The organism is Vibrio sp. ABH4_348, from assembly GCF_056159765.1.
In genome coordinates this window covers 89,841-108,525 of the sequence record NZ_JBSWVW010000001.1, presented here as the reverse complement: position 1 = coordinate 108,525, position 18,685 = coordinate 89,841, and the positions used below count along the sequence as shown (strand labels likewise).

Below are 18,685 nucleotides of genomic sequence, written 5' to 3'. Positions count from 1 at the left end.
GGTCATTATACCCAGAATAACTGATGGGATTGAATGGGCTGTAGCCAATTCTTGCTAGATACTGACAGGAATTAGAAAGAAAAAACTGAAAAATGAAGATAAAAAAACACCAGCCGAAGCTGGTGTTTCAAAAAGTATTTCGAAAGAATCGAATTACTCAGCTGCAACCACTTGTAGGTTAACAGTTGCGAATACTTCAGAGTGTAGCTGAACTGAAACTTCGAACTCACCAGTAGTACGTAGAGCACCTTCTGGAAGACGAACTTCACTCTTAACTACTTCAACGCCTGCTGCAGTTACTGCATCAGCGATGTCACGAGTACCGATAGAACCGAATAGTTTGCCTTCGTCACCCGCTTTAGAAGCGATAACAACAGCTTCAAGAGCGTTAACTTTCTCAGCGCGAGCTTCAGCAGCAGCTAGTTGCTCAGCAACTTTAGCTTCTAGTTCAGCACGGCGAGTTTCAAACATCTCAACGTTAGCTTTAGTTGCCATAACTGCTTTACCCTGAGGGATAAGGAAGTTACGAGCGTAGCCAGACTTAACGTTAACTGTATCGCCAAGACCACCTAGGTTACCGATTTTATCAAGTAGAATAACTTGCATTGTTTAATCCTCTTTAAATAAACCGAACCGATTACTGATGCTTGTCAGTGTACGGTAGTAGAGCTAGGTAGCGTGCACGCTTGATAGCGCGAGCTAGTTGACGTTGGTACTTAGCGCTTGTACCAGTGATACGGCTAGGTACGATTTTACCAGCTTCAGTAATGTAGTTTTTAAGAGTTGCTACATCTTTGTAATCAATCTCTTGTACGCCTTCTGCAGTGAAACGGCAGAATTTACGACGACGGAAGAAACGAGCCATGGGCTATCTCCTGATCTTAAATTTGAATAATGTTGTCGGCATGCAATACGAGTTTTCCAGCACCATTTCGGCCAGTTTGATAAGCGACAAATCCACTTACCTTCACATTGCTACCTTGTACTAAATTCTGAGTGTTTTCGACCAAACCTTTGCCACTCGCGACTATCGGCATCCGACAATAAACTTGTCTGGGATAATCGGCTTCAATTTTTGTAGAGCGGTGCTCTAACCAAAATCGACAATGTGGAATTCCACTTGGGCTTTGGTTCCGAATCGGAGGTTTTGCGACAGTGCCACTCAGCTCCATTCGATTGGTCATAAACTTAAATTACTCAGCAGCTGCTTCTGGCTTAGCTTCAGAACGCTCTTCACGACGTGGCGCGCGCTCTTCTTTTTGCTTAAGCATGATTGATTGCTCAGTGATAGCCGCTTTAGTACGCATGATCATGTTACGTAGAACTGCATCGTTGAAACGGAAAGCAGTTTCAAGCTCATCAATAACAGCCTGCTCAGACTCAACGTTCATTAGAACGTAGTGTGCTTTGTGCAGCTTGTTGATTGGGTAAGCCAGTTGACGACGACCCCAGTCTTCTAGACGGTGGATAGTACCGCCAGCTTCAGTGATAGAACCAGTGTAACGCTCGATCATGCCAGCAACTTGCTCGCTTTGATCAGGGTGCACCATGAATACGATTTCGTAATGACGCATGGGTTGCTCCTTACGGATTAGTCAGCTTCCACAAATGGCTCGGTCATCCAGAGGAAGCAAGGAACTAAAATAAAGTGACCGAGAATTTAAGAGCCGAGATAGTACAGAAATAACACAGATTAGGCAAGAAAAAGCGTGAGGCTACAGAAAAACAAAACGCCTCTGGGTGAGGCGTTTATCAGAGTGTGTGGCAGCGACTTATTTAGTCGTCGTCTTCATCCACAAATTGAGCTTGAACGTAGTTTTCGATACCCGTCATTTTAATCAGACCTAGCTGGGTTTCTAACCAATCGACATGCTCTTCTTCGTCTTCAAGAATATCTTGGAAAAGGTCTCTCGACACGTAATCGCGATTATCTTCAGCATAAGCAATCGCTTCTTTTAAATCTGGAATGGCTTTCATCTCAACTTTCAGGTCGCATTCCAGCATCTCTTTGACATCTTCACCAATGTGAAGCTTACCGAGGTCCTGCAAATTAGGTAACCCTTCCAAGAACAAGATACGTTCAATGAGATGGTCTGCGTGTTCCATTTCTTCAATTGACTCGTGGTACTCTTTATCCGCTAGGTGCTTTAATCCCCAGTCTTTGTACATTCGAGCATGAAGAAAATATTGATTGATTGCGACTAACTCGTTACCGAGTACTTTATTGAGATGTTGAATTATTATTGGATCGCCTTTCATGACAATGCCCTCCTCTTTGGCTCTAGTAAATGTAGAAGCCATAGAAAAGCTGTCAAAGTGCGGAATTGGTTTTTAGCTCGCTTTTTGCAGCTGCAAAGGCTCGTTTTCTAGCAAAATTTCCTTGGCTGCTTTGACACATTTTCCGCATTGGGTGCCAAGTGCCGTACATTTTTTAATGCCGCGAATATCTGTAATTCCTTCTTCGATCACTAACTTCTTGATCTTCTTATCAGAAACTCCGTGACATATACAAATGTACATACTTTACCTAGCAACTAAAAACTGAATCAGGAATATAAACACGAATTATTCTTATTGCCAGTATGCAACTGAAATTTTCTAAGACATTTTTGCTATAACAAAACGCGGAAATCTGCTGAAAAATCACTCAACCTGGTATGTTTTAACCGAGTAAATCGCTAGGCATTTGTTTTGTAAGAACTAGATAGGACTGGTTTTAACTCGTCTCTTATAACCAAAAGTATATGAGAATAAGTCTTGTTAGAACTATAGGGATTTTTAGAGCACTGGTTTACTGCTTCAGAGATGACAAACCGATCAAAAAAGGGAAGCCGAAGCTTCCCTTTTTAAGCGCTAATTGCGTTAAGATTTCGAGATTAGTCGAAGATCTTAGCTACAACACCAGCACCAACTGTACGGCCACCTTCACGGATTGCGAAGCGTAGACCTTCGTCCATCGCGATTGGAGCGATTAGCTCTACAGTCATCTTGATGTTGTCGCCTGGCATTACCATTTCTACGCCTTCAGGTAGCTCGATGTTACCTGTTACGTCAGTTGTACGGAAGTAGAACTGTGGACGGTAGCCTTTGAAGAACGGAGTATGACGGCCGCCTTCGTCTTTTGAAAGTACGTATACTTCTGACTCGAACTTAGTGTGTGGAGTGATTGAACCTGGAGCGGCTAGTACTTGACCACGCTCTACTTCGTCACGCTTAGTACCACGTAGTAGGGCACCAACGTTCTCACCCGCACGACCTTCGTCTAGAAGCTTACGGAACATCTCTACACCAGTACATGTAGTAGTAGTAGTATCTTTGATACCTACGATAGCGATTTCATCACCTACGTTTAGGATACCGCGCTCGATACGACCTGTTACTACTGTACCACGACCTTGGATTGAGAATACGTCTTCGATAGGCATTAGGAATGGCTGATCGATTGCACGCTCTGGCTCTGGGATGTAGCTGTCTAGCGCTTCTGCTAGCTCAACAATCTTGTCTTCCCACTGCTTCTCACCGTTTAGTGCACCAAGAGCTGAACCTTGGATTACTGGTAGGTCATCACCTGGGAAATCGTACTCAGATAGAAGCTCACGAACTTCCATTTCAACTAGCTCTAGAAGCTCTTCATCATCAACCATGTCACACTTGTTCATGAATACGATGATGTAAGGGATACCAACCTGACGACCTAGTAGGATGTGCTCACGAGTTTGTGGCATTGGGCCATCTGTAGCTGCTACTACAAGGATACCGCCGTCCATCTGAGCCGCACCAGTGATCATGTTCTTAACGTAGTCCGCGTGTCCTGGACAGTCAACGTGTGCGTAGTGGCGAGTTGGAGTGTCGTACTCTACGTGAGAAGTAGCGATTGTGATACCGCGCTCACGCTCTTCTGGAGCGTTATCGATAGATGCGAAGTCTTTCGCTTCACCGCCGTACACTTTAGCAAGAGTTGTACAGATTGCAGCAGTTAGAGTTGTTTTACCGTGGTCAACGTGGCCGATAGTACCAACGTTAACGTGCGGTTTAGTACGTTCAAATTTTTCTTTAGACACGATCGTGTTCCTTCCTAGTTATGATTCGTCAAGATCGAACGAGATCCCGACGCGCCAGAATTTGCTATTCTATGCGCCAACGTCTGTTAGCGCAATATTTGCGCGTATTGTTCGCAAAAAAATTCGTAAACTTTTCGCGAAATACACTTAAAGTTAGTAACCACGCTCCGCAATGATTGAATCAGCAAAGCTCTTCGGTACTTCTGCATACTCGTTGAATTCCATCGAGTACGAAGCACGGCCTTGCGTTGCAGAACGTAAGTCAGTTGCGTAACCAAACATTTCAGACAAAGGCACTTGTGCGCGAATGATTTTCAGGCCAGCAACGCCTTCATCCATTCCCTCAATCATGCCACGACGGCGGTTGATATCGCCAACGACATCGCCCATCCAATCTTCTGGTGTAGTTACTTCGACGTTCATCATCGGCTCAAGTAGCACAGGTTGTGCATCCAAAGCGCCTTTCCTGAAGGCCATAGACGCAGCAATTTTAAATGCCATTTCGCTTGAGTCAACATCATGATAAGAGCCGTCAAACAGTGTAGCTTTGACATCCAGTACAGGATAACCAGCCAAAACACCGCTATTCATTTGTTCTTCGACACCTTTACCAACGGAGCTAATGTACTCTTTTGGTACTACACCACCGACGATTTCATCAACAAAGACAAAACCTTCACCTGGTTCTGAAGGCTCTAGCTTCAACCAAACATGACCATATTGACCACGGCCGCCTGATTGACGAACAAATTTGCCTTCCACTTCAGTAGCACCGCGAATAGTTTCACGATAAGCCACCTGTGGTTTACCAACATTACAGTTAACACTGAATTCACGCTTCATACGATCAACGATGATGTCTAGGTGAAGCTCACCCATACCGGAAATCAGAGTTTGTCCGGTTTCATCATCAGTCTCAACGCGGAAAGAAGGATCTTCAGCAGCTAGTTTACCTAGCGCGATTGCCATTTTTTCTTGATCCGCTTTTGAACGAGGTTCAACTGCAATTTGGATAACTGGTTCAGGGAATTCCATACGCTCCAAAACCACTTTATGGTTAGGATCACATAAGGTATCACCTGTTGTTACTTCTTTTAGACCGATAGCTGCAGCAATGTCTCCAGCGCGAACTTCTTTGATTTCTTCACGCTTATTAGAGTGCATTTGAACAATACGGCCGAAGCGTTCTTTTTTCTGCTTCACTGAGTTGTATACAGCGTCGCCAGAATTAACGACACCGGAATACACTCGCATGAAAGTCAACGAGCCCACAAATGGGTCTGTCGCGATCTTAAATGCCAATGCAGAGAACGGTTCTTTGTCGTCAGCATGACGCTCTACTTCTTTCTCTTTTTCATCAACGCCTTTAATAGCAGGAACGTCAATTGGAGAAGGTAGGAATTCTACAACCGCATCAAGAACAGCCTGTACACCTTTGTTTTTAAATGCACTACCACATGTTGCGAGTACAATTTCGTTGTTTAGTGTACGTGTGCGAAGTCCAGCTTTGATGTCTTCTTCGGACAGTTCACCTTCTTCAAGGTACTTGTCCATCAACTCTTCACTAGCTTCTGCTGCTGATTCAACGAGGTTATTGCGCCATTCGTCGGCTAAGTCTTGCATATCCGCTGGAATGTCTTCGTAGGTAAACGACATGCCTTGATCGGCTTCATTCCAGTTGATTGCTTTCATCTTGATAAGGTCGATAACACCTTTAAACTCATCTTCCGCGCCAATATTCAATTGGATTGGAACTGGGTTTGCACCAAGACGATCTTTAATTTGGTTCACAACACGTAAGAAATCTGCGCCAGCGCGGTCCATTTTATTAACGAACACCATACGCGGTACATGATATTTGTCCGCTTGACGCCATACAGTTTCTGATTGCGGTTCAACACCTGACGAGCCACAGAACACCACTACAGCACCGTCTAGTACACGGAGCGAACGCTCTACTTCAATTGTGAAGTCTACGTGTCCAGGGGTATCAATAATGTTTACGCGGTGATCTTCGAATTGTGCTTCCATACCGCGCCAGAAGGTAGTAGTCGCAGCGGAAGTGATAGTGATACCACGTTCTTGCTCCTGCTCCATCCAGTCCATGGTTGCAGCACCATCGTGAACTTCGCCGATTTTGTGGGAAAGGCCGGTGTAGAACAGAATACGCTCGGAAGTGGTTGTTTTACCTGCATCTACGTGAGCAACGATACCGATGTTGCGGTAGCGCTCAATAGGAGTTTTGCGAGCCACGATTGTATCCTCTTACTAAGGGGTCCCTTAGAGAAATGAAAAGTGCTGCGAGAGAAACTCGCAGCACAAAAGGTATTACCAGCGGTAATGAGCAAACGCTTTGTTTGCATCTGCCATTTTATGAACGTCTTCACGTTTCTTAACAGCAGAACCTTTGTTCTCTGACGCGTCTAGCATTTCAGCAGCTAGGCGTAGAGCCATAGATTTTTCACCACGCTTACGCGCAGCTTCAACCAACCAACGCATAGCAAGTGCGTTACGGCGAACCGGACGTACTTCTACAGGTACTTGGTAAGTTGAACCACCTACACGGCGAGATTTAACCTCTACCGCTGGGCGAACATTTTCAAGAGCTTCTTCAAATACAGCTAAGTGATCTTTACCAGATTTCTCAGCCATAGTGTCTAGTGCAGTGTAAACAATTTTCTCTGCAGTAGATTTTTTACCGTCAACCATAAGGATGTTAACGAATTTTGCCAGCAGTTCAGATTTGAACTTAGGATCTGGAAGGATCTTACGCTGGCCGATGACGCGACGACGTGGCATGGAATTTCTCCGTTGTCTTATTCTTCAGGTTATCCAAAACTTTTCAGTTTCTTCAAAATTAATATTTTGTGTTTGGCCTTACTTAACGCTTCTTAATTTAAGAAGTGATTAAGACTTAGGACGCTTCACACCGTACTTAGAACGACCTTGTTTACGGTCATTAACGCCAGCACAGTCAAGTGCACCACGAACTGTGTGGTAGCGAACACCCGGAAGGTCTTTTACACGACCGCCACGGATTAGAACAACACTGTGCTCTTGAAGGTTGTGACCTTCACCGCCGATGTATGACGTAACTTCGAAACCGTTTGTCAAACGTACACGACAAACTTTACGAAGTGCTGAGTTAGGTTTTTTAGGTGTAGTAGTGTATACACGAGTACATACACCACGTTTTTGTGGGCACGCTTCTAGCGCTGGCACGTTGCTTTTTGCAACTTGCTTTACGCGAGGTTTACGTACCAACTGGTTAATAGTTGCCATTAACTAGCTCCTGATTTACTTAAAAGTAAGCTTTGTGAAAAATCTATTCCCCAACCGCCAATGGCAATTAGGGACGCAAAATTCTATTCATCGACACTAGGAGTGTCAAGAAATATACAGATCTTTTTATGATGAAGGGAGGAAGTACAAAAGACGAGGTGGAAACCGATTACTTAATACCAGCTCATATTCGGCGTATGCTGCACTGTCAGATTCACAAAACCAGCATAGGTGACTTGTTGAATTGTCTGACTCGCAAGTGAACTTAAGCCCCGCGCTTCAAGGTCTTCCAGTAACACTGCGACTTCGATATTCGACGTTAACGGATATTCTGAATGCGCTGGGTTCACACAGTAAACGGCTTTTTGAAGCAAAAGAAATACATCGCCATCTTGACTGAAGTCGATCGCTTCCTTGAAACCTGAAATGGAATGAACAATATGAAGCATAGCGATTAAAAACTCATGACTTGTTTAGATTCAGACAACACTTTGCAGATAGTTGCTTTTTCGACGCATTGTACTGATGTGACTAACTCCACTTGAGCCAATCCATTCGCCTGCAGAGATTCCTGACAAGCATAAACCTTTTCAATGTCGTACAGGTCAAATAGCTTTAGCATCGGACTGTAGTCTTTACTCAAGATCTGTTCGGTGCTCTGCCCTGCGATCAATTGTTGTACACCTTCCCCAATGAATACGACGCTTAGATTCTCACTAAAAGCCGAGGCGGCTAACAGAGCATCAACGCCTTCACGTCCGGCCGAAGTATCGTGCGGTGACGTGCGAAACACAAAACAAATATCACTCAAAACTGCACCACTCTATCTTGTTCTAACAAAGCTTGAGCAAGGCTACCTAAACCGGCTTGTGTAAAACTTGGTAATAGATTTGAAACCGTCTTGCCGTGTTGTTTAGCTTCACCCTCTGAGAGTATCCCTCGTCTTAGCGCAGCAGCCACGCAGGTTTCTAACTTTACACCGTGCTCATGTGCAAGAGTTTGCCACGCATTGGCTAAATCAAATTCGTCGTTCTCAGGAACCGTTAATGCAGAACCATTATCCACACCATCTTGATAAAAGAACACTTGCGACAGCTCGTGGCCTTCTTTAATTAAGGCTTGTGCAAATTGAAAAGCGGAACGAGCTGACTGGCTGCCATAGACAGAACCGGTCACGACAAGTGTATAGCGCAAGGGGTTCACTTTTCGTCATCCTCAGTTTTGCGCTGGCGAATATACAAATAGACAGTGTGCTTAGAAATATTGAGACGGTCTGCAACACGGTTAATTGCATCTTTAATATCGAAAATGCCTTTGTCGTACAGCTCCATCACTATTTGTCTATTTTTGGTGTTGTTCGACACCGACTTGTCTGCGTTGATCTCTTCAATCGTTCTTTCAACCGTTTGGTCCACCAGCTCTTCAACGTCACTAGCAAAGTTAACCGCTGAAGCCGCTTGCTTAGCTTCTTCCGTCGGCATAAAAGACTGTAGCACTTGAGAGAAAGGCGCATCCAAATTGACGTTAATACACAGCAAACCGATCACTCGGCCGTTACCATTGCGAATCGCGATGGTGATCGACTTCATTAACACGCCGCCTTTAGCGCGAGTGAAATAAGAACGAGAGAAATTGCGCTCGGAGCCCTCAATGTCTTTTAACATTTTGAGTGCCATATCCGTAATGGGAGAACCGACTTGGCGTCCGGTATTTTCACCGTTGGCAATTTTAATGGCTGACGTATTTAAGTCTTCCAAAGAATGCAAAACGATTTCACAAAAAGGACCGATTAAACTCGCCAGACCGTCCACTACTGCTTCGTAAGATAAGAGTATTTGTTTGTCATGTTCACTGAATGGAGTCACGTTTACTGACTCTATTTCCAGCAACATATCCGTATTGAGGGTATCAGTTGTAGTCACGAATGTTGCCTATCATAGTTATTAAACAAATTGAGGTAAGTTTATCAGAATATTTTATCGCTGCGCTCAACTAAAAGCCGACAGGGTGATTTGGAACAAAAAACCACCACGCCAATAGGGATAATTCGGAGCCAGATTACTATTTCATAGGGCGATATTACGAAAAAGCCCAGCCGAGGCTGGGCTTGTAAACTAAATTTAATCTTACTGCGCTGCTGGAATTTCTAACAGCTCTACTTCAAATACCAAGGTAGAGTTTCCTGGAATTGTCGGCGTATCCTGCGCACCGTAAGCAAGTTCCGGTGGAATAACAAACTTAAACTTCGAACCTACCGACATAAGTTGCACGCCTTCTGTCCAACCTGGAATCACACGATTAAGTGGGAAAGTCGCAGGCTCTCCACGGCCGTATGAACTATCAAACTCTGTCCCATCAATCAGAGTACCCTTGTAGTGCACTTTTACGGTATCCGTTTCTGCCGGCTTATCGCCTTCTGCATTTGTCAGCACTTGGTACATCAAACCAGACTCAGAGGTTTGAGTACCCTCTTCTTGCGCAAATGCATCACGGAATGCTTTGCCGTCAGTCAGCGTCTTTTCTGCTTTTTCTGCTGCTTGCTTTTGCATCGCTTCAGCTACGCGTTTATCAAGTGATTCAAGAACAGTGCGAGTTTCCTCTTCGCTTAGTTCAGCACTTTCTGCAAATGCATCTTCAATACCTTTCAGAACTAACTCTTTCTTTAGGTCGATACCAATCTCGTTTGGCTTCTCTAAGCTAGTACTTAAGTAATTCGCGAAAGACAATCCAATCGCGTATGCCGCTTTTTGATCTTCATTTTCAAACTGTAGAGCTTGCTCTACTGGAGCCGCCGGCTCTTCAACAACAGGTTCTTCTTTCTGACAACCAGCTGCAAACAAAACTGCTGAAGCAACGAGCGACACCTTAAAAATTGATTTCATTGAGTTCTCCAAAATGGGTCATCCACTTGTGTGGCGCACAATTCTCTAATAAGCACTGGTGCGCACTGTTAAGTTGTACCAATATAGCTATATCTCAAATACTTGTCTTGTAACGACTTGGATAATTAGACGTAATGCGACGAATTTTTCAGACATTGTGTAGTTTTACTGTCATGACACTGTTAACCGGGTGTCTGTTTTCTGCTGAAGAAGACCAACGTTGGGAACTTGAACTCAATGGTGCTTCCGCTTTTGCACTCAGTCGCGATGCTCGGTTTGCCCTTTTCTATTCCAATGAACAGCAACTTATGTTGTGGGATCTCAAGCAAGATAAGCCTCTCACTCAGCTGGGTGAACAAGATGCGCAAAAAAGCGAAGTGTCGCATATTCGATTTTCTGACAACGGCCGTTATGCCATTACCGCGACTCAAACCAATTTTGCTGTCTGGGATTTAGCGTGGACACAAGCTCAAGGGCTCTGGTCTATCTCTGACGCTCTAATAAGAGATGTAGACGTTGCCAACAATGGCGAGCACGTGGTGCTAGGACTAACCAATGGCAAAGCAATCTATGTCAATGTGGCAACCGGTCGTCGTTTAGAGTTTTTAGCGCATAGAGAAAAGGTCAATACGGTCGCAATTTCGCCCAATGGTCGATACGTACTGTCCGGCGGCAATGACTACGTCGCACATCTTTGGAATACCGAGAATGGCCAGATTCTGCGATCCTTTGAGCACGAGCAACGGATTAATCGCGTCGCCTTGCACAGAGATGGCAAACTGGCCTTTACCTCAGATGGAGGTAACCAATCAATTATCTGGGATTTGGAAACGGGTGAAATGAAGTCTGAACTGCAAAGTTTATCTCGACAGTTAATTTTTTCTGCCGCGCGCTTTAGCGATGACGGACAATTTCTGGTTACTGGAACCCCCGCAAGTAGAGTCACCATTTGGCAAACCGACTCGGGAAAATCATTAGATACATTTACAACCGAGCCACTAAAAGAAACGCGTCCACCTCGCTCTGTGGTGTACGATGCAGCGTTAGATGATAGGATGCGCGTCATCGCTGTGACTTCAGCAGGAATGGCACAAGCTTGGTACGTGAATCCATAGGAATCCCAATGACACAAGACACACACACAGCTTTAGAACGTCGAATTGAAGACCTAGAATGCCAGGTAGCGTTTCAAGAGCAGACAATCGAATCATTAAATGAGGCATTGAGCCAACAGCAACTTTTGATTCATAAAATGCAAGATCAGATGAAATACGTGGCCAGCAAAATTAAAAACATGGACACCTCTAATATTGCTAAGGCCTCAGAAGAAACACCGCCACCGCATTATTAATGCGGCTGCCTTTGCGGTGAGTCGCTGATTTTCAGCAAATTGACACAAAAAAAGCTCCCATTGGGAGCTTTTTTAATTGGTATTGCGATTACTTGTCGCTTTCGCCTCTTGCGTTATTCATGTATCGGAAGAAGTCTGTCTTCGGATCCAATACCAAGATGTCACTCTTACTGTTGAACGACGCTTGATACGCAGTTAGTGAGCGCAGGAAGGTAAAGAATTCTGGATCTTTACTGTATGCACTTGAGTAAATCTGCGCAGCTTCAGCATCCGCATCACCTCGTGTTACACGAGCTGTTTTGTCTGCTTCAGCAAGAATTGTGTCGCGCTCCAGTTCAGCCTGAGCTCGGATAATTTCCGCTTGCTCACGACCTTCCGAACGGAACTGACGTGCTACCGATTCACGCTCAGCACGCATACGGTCATAGATTGACTTACTGATACTGTCAGGTAGGTTGATTTTCTTCATTCGGAAGTCAACAACCTCAATACCCAAGTCAGCCATTGCGCCTGGGCTGGTACCATTAAGTACGTTTTCCATGATCTTGTCGCGTTCACCTTCCACTTCTAACGCTGCTTTCGCAGCTTCAGTGGTAAGAACTTCAGCGTTAACACTTAATCGTTCATCACGCGGACCGGAAACAATCTGCTTGATTTCGCGAGAACCGATTTCTGAACGCAACGCATCGGTTACTTTACGACTTAACAGGGCTTGAGCAGAACCAGCGTTACCGCCCCCCGTCGCCAAGTAGTATTGGCCAAAGTCTTTGATACGCCATTTCACGTACGAATCGATGATCACGTCTTTTTTCTCTGCCGTTACGAAACGGTCAGCACGGCCATCCATAGTTTGAATACGCGCGTCTAGCGTTTTAACGCGATCAAAGATTGGCAGTTTGAAATGCAGTCCTGGCTCATAGATTCGAGATAGGTTCGCATCATCTTTCAAAACACGACCAAAACGAATCACGATACCGCGCTCACCCTCTGGAATCACAAATAGAGACATGAGCAGTGCCGCAACTACCAGTACCAATACTGGAATGGTTAACTTACGCATTATTAGTATCTCCCTTGACGTGAACTAGAGCGAGAGTTGTCTGATGAAGAAGTACCCACTTGTGGTTCCAACTCAATCTCATCATAAGCTGACGTTTCACGCTGACGATTGTTCGCACCAGCTGCTGATTGACCGCCAGTTAACTTGTCGATAGGCAGATACATTAAGTTACCGCTTGATTCAGCATCAATGAGTACCTTAGACGTGTTGCTGTAGACATCTTGCATTGCAGATAAGTACAAACGGTCACGTGTTACGTCCGGTGCCGCTTCGTATTCAGGTAGTAGCTTTTCAAATTGCGCAACCTGACCAAGCGCTTCATTAACAGTACGCTCGCGGTAACCTTGTGCTTCACGAGTCAAACGCTCCGCACGACCATTCGCCTTAGGCAAAATGTCGTTACGGTAAGCTTCTGCTTCACGAATAAAACGCTGCGCATCCTCACGAGAAGCCGTTGCATCATCAAATGCATCTTTTACTTCTTCTGGTGGACGAGCATCTTCAAAGTTCACAGCGACGACTTCGATACCCATATCGTAACCATCAGAAATCTTTTCTAACGTTTCTTGCGTTTTTTGACGAATTTCTTGACGACCACTAGTTAGGATTGCGTCCATGATGGAGTCACCAACAACGGCACGAAGTGCAGAGTCAGTTGCTTGACGCAAACTATCGTCAGCATTGGTTACTCGGAATAGATATTTGTATGGATCCGCAACTCGGTATTGAACATCCATCGCCACCGTTACTACGTTTTCATCTTTGGTCAGCATTAGACCTGACGCACGCAATGAACGAATCGCTTGTACGTTAACCGCGGTATAAGTATCTACACCGTATGGGCGCCAGTTTAGACCTGGATCGACAATGCGATCGTACTTGCCCAATCGCAGTACAACGCCGCGCTCAGCTTCGCCAACGGTATAGAAACCGGCTAGTGCCCACACGACAACTAGCACTGCAGCTAGAATGCCAAATAGCGCACCGCTATTACCCGAGGAAGAACCATTGCCTCCCTTACCAAATTTGCCACCTAGCTTCTGACCGAGTTTGTTAAAGACTTCGTCCAAATCGGGCGGCCCCTGATCACGGCCACCTTTGTTACCGCGATTGTTATTACCCCAAGGGTCATTATCGCGGCCATTGTTGCCGTTGTTATTTCCAGGCTCATTCCACGCCATTAGAAAGCTCCATCATTGATATGACGTTATACTGTAGCAGTCCTTTAAGTAACTATAAAGTCACGTAAAACTGCCCCTTCTCTTTTTTCAAGTCTAGACCAATCTGCTTGCTGCATACGCACTTCGATGAGCAAGTTTCCGTCTTGATCATAGTTTTCACTATGAATTGAGTTGGTCTGAAAGAATGCACTGCGAAATTTACCTTGGTATTGCGGTGGAATTTTCAGTGCATGATGAACCATCTGGCTCGCTAGCCTTTCGGATAACGCTTCGAACAATAATTCGATGCCCTTTCCTTCCATGGCCGATACCCAAACTGTTCGAGGTATGCCTTCATCATCTCTTTCTATACGCGGTTTTTGATCGTCTAGATTGTCTATTTTGTTCATGACTAACAAAGCGGGAACTTCGTTAGCATCGATTTCCAATAAGACGTCATCAACAGCTTGAATGTTCTCACGAAAACGCTCGTCGCTGGCATCGACAACATGTAACAAAATGTCAGCTTCTTGCGTTTCCTGTAGCGTTGCTTTGAACGCTGCTACTAAGTCATGGGGGAGATGTCGGATAAAACCAACCGTGTCCGCCAAAATAGCAGGACCAATGTCCGCTAATTGGATCTTACGTAATGTAGGATCAAGAGTAGCAAATAGCTGGTCAGCAGCATAAACGCCAGCTTCTGTTACTCGGTTAAACAAAGTAGATTTACCCGCATTGGTGTAACCAACAAGGGATACTGTTGGGATCTCTGCTCGGTTTCGCGCCCGGCGACCTTGCTCTCGCTGTTTCGCGACTTTATCTAGTCGTCGCAAAATGGCTTTGATTCGATCACGCAGCAAACGTCTATCGGTTTCGAGCTGGGTTTCACCAGGCCCGCGTAAACCAATACCACCTTTTTGACGCTCTAAGTGCGTCCAACCACGAATCAAACGCGTTGAAATATGGCGTAATTGCGCCAATTCAACCTGCATTTTACCTTCGTGAGTTCGAGCTCTCTGCGCAAAAATATCAAGGATCAGACCAGTTCGGTCCAACACACGACATTTACACAGTTTTTCTAGATTGCGTTCTTGGGCGGGGGACAAAGCATGATTAAAGATAACGATATCCGCTTCAGTCAACTTGACCGCTAGGGCTATCTCTTCAGCCTTACCTTCTCCAACATAGTATTTGGGGTGTGGTGATTGACGACTTCCAGTGACAACTTGAAGTGTCGACACACCAGCGGAAGAAACCAGCATTTGAAACTCGCTGAGATCTTCCCATTCCCCGTCTTGCGTGAAGTTGATATGAACAAGTACCGCTCGTTCACCGGATTCATAACGGTCAAACAAGCAATCAACTCCTTAAGTGTTTAATTGAAGTGTTCAGTATTTACTCTTCGGTTTTTTCTGGTTGGCGTTCAGATGAACCTTGACCGCGTTCAGCATTGTGATGGCTAACTGGACGAGCAGGAACCACAGTAGAAATAGCGTGCTTGTACACCATTTGGTTTACTGTGTTTTTGAGTAGGATTACAAACTGGTCAAATGATTCGATCTGACCTTGCAATTTGATGCCGTTCACCAAGTAAATCGATACTGGAATACGTTCACGACGTAATGCATTCAAGAATGGGTCTTGTAAAGATTGCCCCTTAGCCATTTGTTATTTTCCTTATTTGTATATTGTTTTAGTGGTTAGCTATTGGTGCGCTGCATTGAGTCTGCGGCTGTTGCCTCTGAGCTAAACGAAAAAAATTCTCCGTAGGTATCTGTTATGACGACTTTATCGCCAAATTTCAAGTCACAGAACCGTTACACAGAAAAATCACGCAAAAACGATCACATTATAACCAACTATTTTAGTCAGATGCCAATGCCGATGACACTGTTGCATAGGATTGGTCTATGTTTTCGCTATCTAACCAAGTTAAATCATCCCAGCTGCGTAACCAGGTAATTTGTCGCTTGGCCAATTGTCGGGTTGCACAAACCCCTTTAAAAACGGCTTCATCCAGATCGGTTTTGCCATCGAGGTAATCCCACATCTGTCGATAACCCACACATCGAATCGAGGGTAAATCCGGATGCAAATCTTCTCTTTGGTAAAGATCTTTTACTTCTTGTTCAAAGCCAGCACTGATCATGTTGTTAAAACGCAACTCGATCCGCCTGTGTAACTCTGCCCGATCTTTGGGTGTAATAGCAAATTGTTTTACTCGATAAGGGATAGATTCTCCCTTAACTTGTGTCAACTCAGTCAAAGATTTACCGGTAATTCGAAAAACTTCTAACGCCCGAGACAAGCGCTGTGGATCGTTCGGGTGAATGCGTTCAGCCGAAATAGGATCGACCTCTCTAAGCTTATCGTGCATTCGCTGCCAACCCACTTGCTCTGCCTCGTTTTCGATTTCCGCACGAATCGAAGGATCCGCGGCAGGTAGTGGAGACAAGCCTTCCAACAATGCCTTGTAATACATCATCGTCCCGCCCACCAAGAGAGGAATTTTGCCGTCTGCAACAATTTTCTCCATTTCTTGCAGCGCATCACGTCGAAAATCGGCGGCGGAGTACGCTTCACTCGGATCCAGAATATCAATCAGTCTGTGCGGTGCAGCAGCTTGCTCCGCGGCACTTGGTTTTGCTGTACCAATATCCATCCCTTTGTAAATAAGAGCCGAATCGACAGAAATAATTTCAACTGGATAATGTTGACGCAATTTTATCGCTAAGTCGGTTTTGCCCGAGGCTGTGGGCCCCATCAAAAACAGGGCAAGGGGTAATGCTTGTGTCATGAAGTTAGTGCTGCAATCGTCGCTGTGAAGTTAACCGGCCTTAATAACTGACCGTCGGTGAGAGGAAACGCATCCTGCCATAACTGCTCTAGTTCAGCCAGTATTTGTATCCCTTCCGATAAAGTGTAGTGGTTTTTGACTACAGTAATTTGATTTGCCAGCCAATCTGCGAGGTTTTTGTACCTCAAATTAAAATCTGTTTCTTGTCCTTTCAGAGACAGCCAATTCAACAGCTCCGGTATTAAACTTTGCAGATTTTGCTGTCGCAACGGCTGAGGTACTGACATAACCACGAGATGACCTACTGATTTAAACCGACATTCGATTCCCATTTTTGCAAGTAAATCTTGGTTGTCCATGGCACTTTGATACGAGCTTTTTTCTACCTTCAGCGCTAAGGGTACTAATAAAGGCTGGGGTTTAAGGGCCTGTTGTCCGTGTCCTAATTGTCCGCGAATTCGGTACCATTCGGCTTTCGACAAAGCCAATAAGTGCACAGCTTTCTTGCTCGATAACAATAGATATTGCTTGTCTACCAATGAAACGGCCTTACCTAACTCAGCCACAGTCTGAATAAGAAGCTTATTAGATTGCGAGACTGTCTCAGCAAACTCAGCACCTGGTTCTCGCACTGTTAACCCAGCCGCGGACTCATTTTCCACCGTGGTCAATAACTCTTTATACAGCCTGACTTCTTGTGGGCTTGGTGCTTCACTGGGTTCACGACGAGTACTCGCTTTTTGATTATTCTTGGTTTGAGGCTGCCACGCCGTCACTGAAGCCGAGTCGTCCTTTTCGTATTCAGCGCTCTGACCTTGATTGTCTACTTCGCTACTAGCGACTCCCCCGAAGTGTCCATCAACCTTTGCCTCCGAGTTTGTCACCTTATTTGGATAATCCGGCGTATTTACAAATGCAACTTGCTGTTGAAATTCTTGTTTTCGTGGTTCTTGCTGTGTGGAATGGATCGAATCTTGAACATTGCCTTGTGTTGGCGAATTGACATCTACGTTTTCTGAATTTGATTGATGAAATGCACCTTGATTGACTTCGGTCTGTGTCAAATATTGCCCTTGCGCTAGGGCATCACTTAGCGCCTGATAAATGAAATCATGAACCAACCTCGCCTGATGAAAGCGAACTTCGTGCTTTGCCGGATGGACATTAACGTCAACTTGGTGTGGGTCTAATTCAATATAAAGAACATAAGCGGCAAATTGGTCGGGTCTCAGCGTATGTTCATAGCTTTGGCGAATAGCATGATTGATCAACTTATCGCGCATCATTCGGCCATTGACGTAGCAATACTGTAAGTCACCTTGCTGACGAGCCCCTTCTGGGGAGGTAATCCAACCGTGAAGTTTGAGCCCTTGGTGCTCTAGTTCGATTTGCAGTATGTGCTTCGCAAATTGATTGCCACAAATTGCAGCCAGTCTTTTCTCAACTTGATTGGTGTTGCTGGCGGCACGGTATTGCTTTATCAGCTTACCGTTGTGTCTGAGATTAAAACCGACATCAAAACGACTCAACGCAATTCGTTTTATCAGTTCATCTATGTGCGCAAATTCGGTTTTTTCTGTACGTAGAAATTTTCGTCTCGCAGGAGTGTTAAAAAACAAGTCCAACACTTCAACGCTAGTGCCTTTTGGATGTGCAGCAGGTTGAAGCTTGACGTCCATATCTCGGCCTTCTGAATAGGCCGACCACGCTTCTTGTTGTGCAGTAGGACGAGAGGTCAAAGTGAGGCGAGAGACACTGCTGATACTGGCTAATGCTTCCCCACGAAAGCCCAAACTGACTATCGCCTCAAGATCATCAAGTGAATCGATTTTCGATGTGGCATGACGGCTAAGGGCCAAACCTAACTCATCTTTCGGGATACCTTTGCCGTTGTCTCGAATTCGGATTAATTTCGCACCGCCTTTTTCAATATCGATGTCTATTTTTGTCGCACCAGAGTCCAAACTGTTCTCAACTAACTCTTTGACAACCGAGGCTGGACGTTCCACCACTTCACCCGCTGCAATTTGGTTTGCAAGTCTTGGTGGCAATATTTTGATGGTCATGGATTACCTCGAAAAATAGCTGAGTA

The 18,685-nt window shown here is 45.0% G+C and carries 23 protein-coding genes; 2 read left to right on the top strand and 21 right to left on the bottom strand.

Annotated elements, in window-relative coordinates:
• Window positions 1–153 precede the first annotated feature (153 nt).
• From rplI to fkpA, 15 genes are all read right to left on the bottom strand, one after another.
• Window positions 154–606 (bottom strand): 50S ribosomal protein L9, encoded by a 453-nt coding sequence (rplI, locus tag ACXAFJ_RS00555; RefSeq protein ID WP_475320694.1) that lies wholly within the window; start codon window positions 604–606, stop codon window positions 154–156.
• Between the two features lie 31 nt (window positions 607–637).
• Window positions 638–865, bottom strand: coding sequence for a 30S ribosomal protein S18 (gene rpsR / locus ACXAFJ_RS00550; protein ID WP_000090471.1), 228 nt, complete (start codon window positions 863–865; stop codon window positions 638–640).
• A gap of 16 nt (window positions 866–881) precedes the next feature.
• The gene (gene priB, locus ACXAFJ_RS00545; protein WP_475320692.1) at window positions 882–1,184 is read right to left on the bottom strand and encodes a primosomal replication protein N; all 303 of its coding nucleotides are present in this window, start codon (window positions 1,182–1,184) and stop codon (window positions 882–884) included.
• A gap of 9 nt (window positions 1,185–1,193) precedes the next feature.
• The gene (gene rpsF / locus ACXAFJ_RS00540) at window positions 1,194–1,574 is read right to left on the bottom strand and encodes a 30S ribosomal protein S6 (RefSeq protein WP_475320690.1); all 381 of its coding nucleotides are present in this window, start codon (window positions 1,572–1,574) and stop codon (window positions 1,194–1,196) included.
• A 202-nt stretch (window positions 1,575–1,776) separates the two neighbouring features.
• A complete protein-coding gene (gene bfr / locus ACXAFJ_RS00535; RefSeq protein WP_475320688.1) occupies window positions 1,777–2,259 on the bottom strand; it encodes a bacterioferritin in 483 nt (160 codons plus the stop codon).
• 72 nt (window positions 2,260–2,331) lie between these two features.
• Window positions 2,332–2,520, bottom strand: coding sequence for a (2Fe-2S)-binding protein (locus tag ACXAFJ_RS00530; protein ID WP_475320687.1), 189 nt, complete (start codon window positions 2,518–2,520; stop codon window positions 2,332–2,334).
• 356 nt (window positions 2,521–2,876) lie between these two features.
• Window positions 2,877–4,061, bottom strand: a complete 1,185-nt coding sequence (gene tuf, locus ACXAFJ_RS00525; RefSeq protein ID WP_475320631.1) for an elongation factor Tu — start codon at window positions 4,059–4,061, stop codon at window positions 2,877–2,879.
• Window positions 4,062–4,214: 153 nt separating this feature from the next.
• Complete coding sequence (gene fusA, locus ACXAFJ_RS00520) at window positions 4,215–6,314, bottom strand: elongation factor G (RefSeq protein ID WP_475320686.1); 2,100 nt, start codon at window positions 6,312–6,314, stop codon at window positions 4,215–4,217.
• A gap of 75 nt (window positions 6,315–6,389) precedes the next feature.
• Window positions 6,390–6,860, bottom strand: a complete 471-nt coding sequence (gene rpsG / locus ACXAFJ_RS00515) for a 30S ribosomal protein S7 (RefSeq protein ID WP_475320684.1) — start codon at window positions 6,858–6,860, stop codon at window positions 6,390–6,392.
• Between the two features lie 108 nt (window positions 6,861–6,968).
• The gene (gene rpsL, locus ACXAFJ_RS00510) at window positions 6,969–7,343 is read right to left on the bottom strand and encodes a 30S ribosomal protein S12 (protein WP_038181303.1); all 375 of its coding nucleotides are present in this window, start codon (window positions 7,341–7,343) and stop codon (window positions 6,969–6,971) included.
• 173 nt (window positions 7,344–7,516) lie between these two features.
• A complete protein-coding gene (gene tusB / locus ACXAFJ_RS00505) occupies window positions 7,517–7,792 on the bottom strand; it encodes a sulfurtransferase complex subunit TusB (protein ID WP_475320683.1) in 276 nt (91 codons plus the stop codon).
• A gap of 5 nt (window positions 7,793–7,797) precedes the next feature.
• Window positions 7,798–8,154, bottom strand: coding sequence for a sulfurtransferase complex subunit TusC (gene tusC / locus ACXAFJ_RS00500; protein WP_475320681.1), 357 nt, complete (start codon window positions 8,152–8,154; stop codon window positions 7,798–7,800).
• On the bottom strand, window positions 8,151–8,546 hold the full coding sequence (gene tusD / locus ACXAFJ_RS00495; RefSeq protein WP_475320680.1) for a sulfurtransferase complex subunit TusD: 396 nt from the start codon (window positions 8,544–8,546) through the stop codon (window positions 8,151–8,153). Before tusD ends, tusC begins: the two co-directional genes overlap by 4 nt.
• Window positions 8,543–9,265, bottom strand: a complete 723-nt coding sequence (locus tag ACXAFJ_RS00490) for a helix-turn-helix transcriptional regulator (RefSeq protein WP_475320679.1) — start codon at window positions 9,263–9,265, stop codon at window positions 8,543–8,545. The genes tusD and ACXAFJ_RS00490 overlap by 4 nt, the downstream gene beginning before the upstream one ends.
• Before the next feature lie 204 nt (window positions 9,266–9,469).
• Entirely contained in the window at window positions 9,470–10,225 is a 756-nt protein-coding gene (gene fkpA / locus ACXAFJ_RS00485) for an FKBP-type peptidyl-prolyl cis-trans isomerase (RefSeq protein ID WP_475320678.1), read from the bottom strand.
• 134 nt (window positions 10,226–10,359) lie between these two features.
• Here fkpA and ACXAFJ_RS00480 point away from each other — a divergent pair, with 134 nt between their 5' ends.
• Both ACXAFJ_RS00480 and ACXAFJ_RS00475 read left to right on the top strand, forming a co-directional pair.
• A complete protein-coding gene (locus ACXAFJ_RS00480) occupies window positions 10,360–11,340 on the top strand; it encodes a WD40 repeat domain-containing protein (RefSeq protein WP_475320676.1) in 981 nt (326 codons plus the stop codon).
• A gap of 8 nt (window positions 11,341–11,348) precedes the next feature.
• Complete coding sequence (locus ACXAFJ_RS00475; protein ID WP_475320674.1) at window positions 11,349–11,576, top strand: SlyX family protein; 228 nt, start codon at window positions 11,349–11,351, stop codon at window positions 11,574–11,576.
• 88 nt (window positions 11,577–11,664) lie between these two features.
• Here the strand turns inward: ACXAFJ_RS00475 and hflC are convergent, their stop codons facing one another.
• The 6 genes from hflC to mutL all read right to left on the bottom strand — a co-directional run bounded on the left by hflC (window position 11,665) and on the right by mutL (window position 18,659).
• Window positions 11,665–12,636, bottom strand: coding sequence for a protease modulator HflC (hflC, locus tag ACXAFJ_RS00470; protein ID WP_475320673.1), 972 nt, complete (start codon window positions 12,634–12,636; stop codon window positions 11,665–11,667).
• A gap of 2 nt (window positions 12,637–12,638) precedes the next feature.
• The gene (gene hflK / locus ACXAFJ_RS00465) at window positions 12,639–13,817 is read right to left on the bottom strand and encodes an FtsH protease activity modulator HflK (RefSeq protein ID WP_475320672.1); all 1,179 of its coding nucleotides are present in this window, start codon (window positions 13,815–13,817) and stop codon (window positions 12,639–12,641) included.
• 44 nt (window positions 13,818–13,861) lie between these two features.
• Window positions 13,862–15,151 (bottom strand): ribosome rescue GTPase HflX, encoded by a 1,290-nt coding sequence (gene hflX / locus ACXAFJ_RS00460; RefSeq protein WP_475320670.1) that lies wholly within the window; start codon window positions 15,149–15,151, stop codon window positions 13,862–13,864.
• A gap of 40 nt (window positions 15,152–15,191) precedes the next feature.
• A complete protein-coding gene (hfq, locus tag ACXAFJ_RS00455) occupies window positions 15,192–15,461 on the bottom strand; it encodes an RNA chaperone Hfq (protein ID WP_475320669.1) in 270 nt (89 codons plus the stop codon).
• A 199-nt stretch (window positions 15,462–15,660) separates the two neighbouring features.
• Window positions 15,661–16,593, bottom strand: a complete 933-nt coding sequence (gene miaA, locus ACXAFJ_RS00450) for a tRNA (adenosine(37)-N6)-dimethylallyltransferase MiaA (protein ID WP_475320668.1) — start codon at window positions 16,591–16,593, stop codon at window positions 15,661–15,663.
• Window positions 16,590–18,659, bottom strand: a complete 2,070-nt coding sequence (gene mutL / locus ACXAFJ_RS00445; protein ID WP_475320666.1) for a DNA mismatch repair endonuclease MutL — start codon at window positions 18,657–18,659, stop codon at window positions 16,590–16,592. Before mutL ends, miaA begins: the two co-directional genes overlap by 4 nt.
• Window positions 18,660–18,685: the final 26 nt, after the last annotated feature.

Coding starts and splice junctions, on each gene's coding strand:
- fkpA (WP_475320678.1), bottom strand. CDS start 10,225: ATGAAATCAATTTTTAAGGTGTCGCTCGTTGCTTCAGCAGTTTTGTTT.
- ACXAFJ_RS00530 (WP_475320687.1), bottom strand. CDS start 2,520: ATGTACATTTGTATATGTCACGGAGTTTCTGATAAGAAGATCAAGAAG.
- hflC (WP_475320673.1), bottom strand. CDS start 12,636: ATGCGTAAGTTAACCATTCCAGTATTGGTACTGGTAGTTGCGGCACTG.
- rpsG (WP_475320684.1), bottom strand. CDS start 6,860: ATGCCACGTCGTCGCGTCATCGGCCAGCGTAAGATCCTTCCAGATCCT.
- hfq (WP_475320669.1), bottom strand. CDS start 15,461: ATGGCTAAGGGGCAATCTTTACAAGACCCATTCTTGAATGCATTACGT.
- ACXAFJ_RS00475 (WP_475320674.1), top strand. CDS start 11,349: ATGACACAAGACACACACACAGCTTTAGAACGTCGAATTGAAGACCTA.
- rpsL (WP_038181303.1), bottom strand. CDS start 7,343: ATGGCAACTATTAACCAGTTGGTACGTAAACCTCGCGTAAAGCAAGTT.
- priB (WP_475320692.1), bottom strand. CDS start 1,184: ATGACCAATCGAATGGAGCTGAGTGGCACTGTCGCAAAACCTCCGATT.
- mutL (WP_475320666.1), bottom strand. CDS start 18,659: ATGACCATCAAAATATTGCCACCAAGACTTGCAAACCAAATTGCAGCG.
- tusB (WP_475320683.1), bottom strand. CDS start 7,792: ATGCTTCATATTGTTCATTCCATTTCAGGTTTCAAGGAAGCGATCGAC.
- hflK (WP_475320672.1), bottom strand. CDS start 13,817: ATGGCGTGGAATGAGCCTGGAAATAACAACGGCAACAATGGCCGCGAT.
- rplI (WP_475320694.1), bottom strand. CDS start 606: ATGCAAGTTATTCTACTTGATAAAATCGGTAACCTAGGTGGTCTTGGC.
- rpsF (WP_475320690.1), bottom strand. CDS start 1,574: ATGCGTCATTACGAAATCGTATTCATGGTGCACCCTGATCAAAGCGAG.
- bfr (WP_475320688.1), bottom strand. CDS start 2,259: ATGAAAGGCGATCCAATAATAATTCAACATCTCAATAAAGTACTCGGT.
- ACXAFJ_RS00480 (WP_475320676.1), top strand. CDS start 10,360: ATGCGACGAATTTTTCAGACATTGTGTAGTTTTACTGTCATGACACTG.
- miaA (WP_475320668.1), bottom strand. CDS start 16,593: ATGACACAAGCATTACCCCTTGCCCTGTTTTTGATGGGGCCCACAGCC.
- rpsR (WP_000090471.1), bottom strand. CDS start 865: ATGGCTCGTTTCTTCCGTCGTCGTAAATTCTGCCGTTTCACTGCAGAA.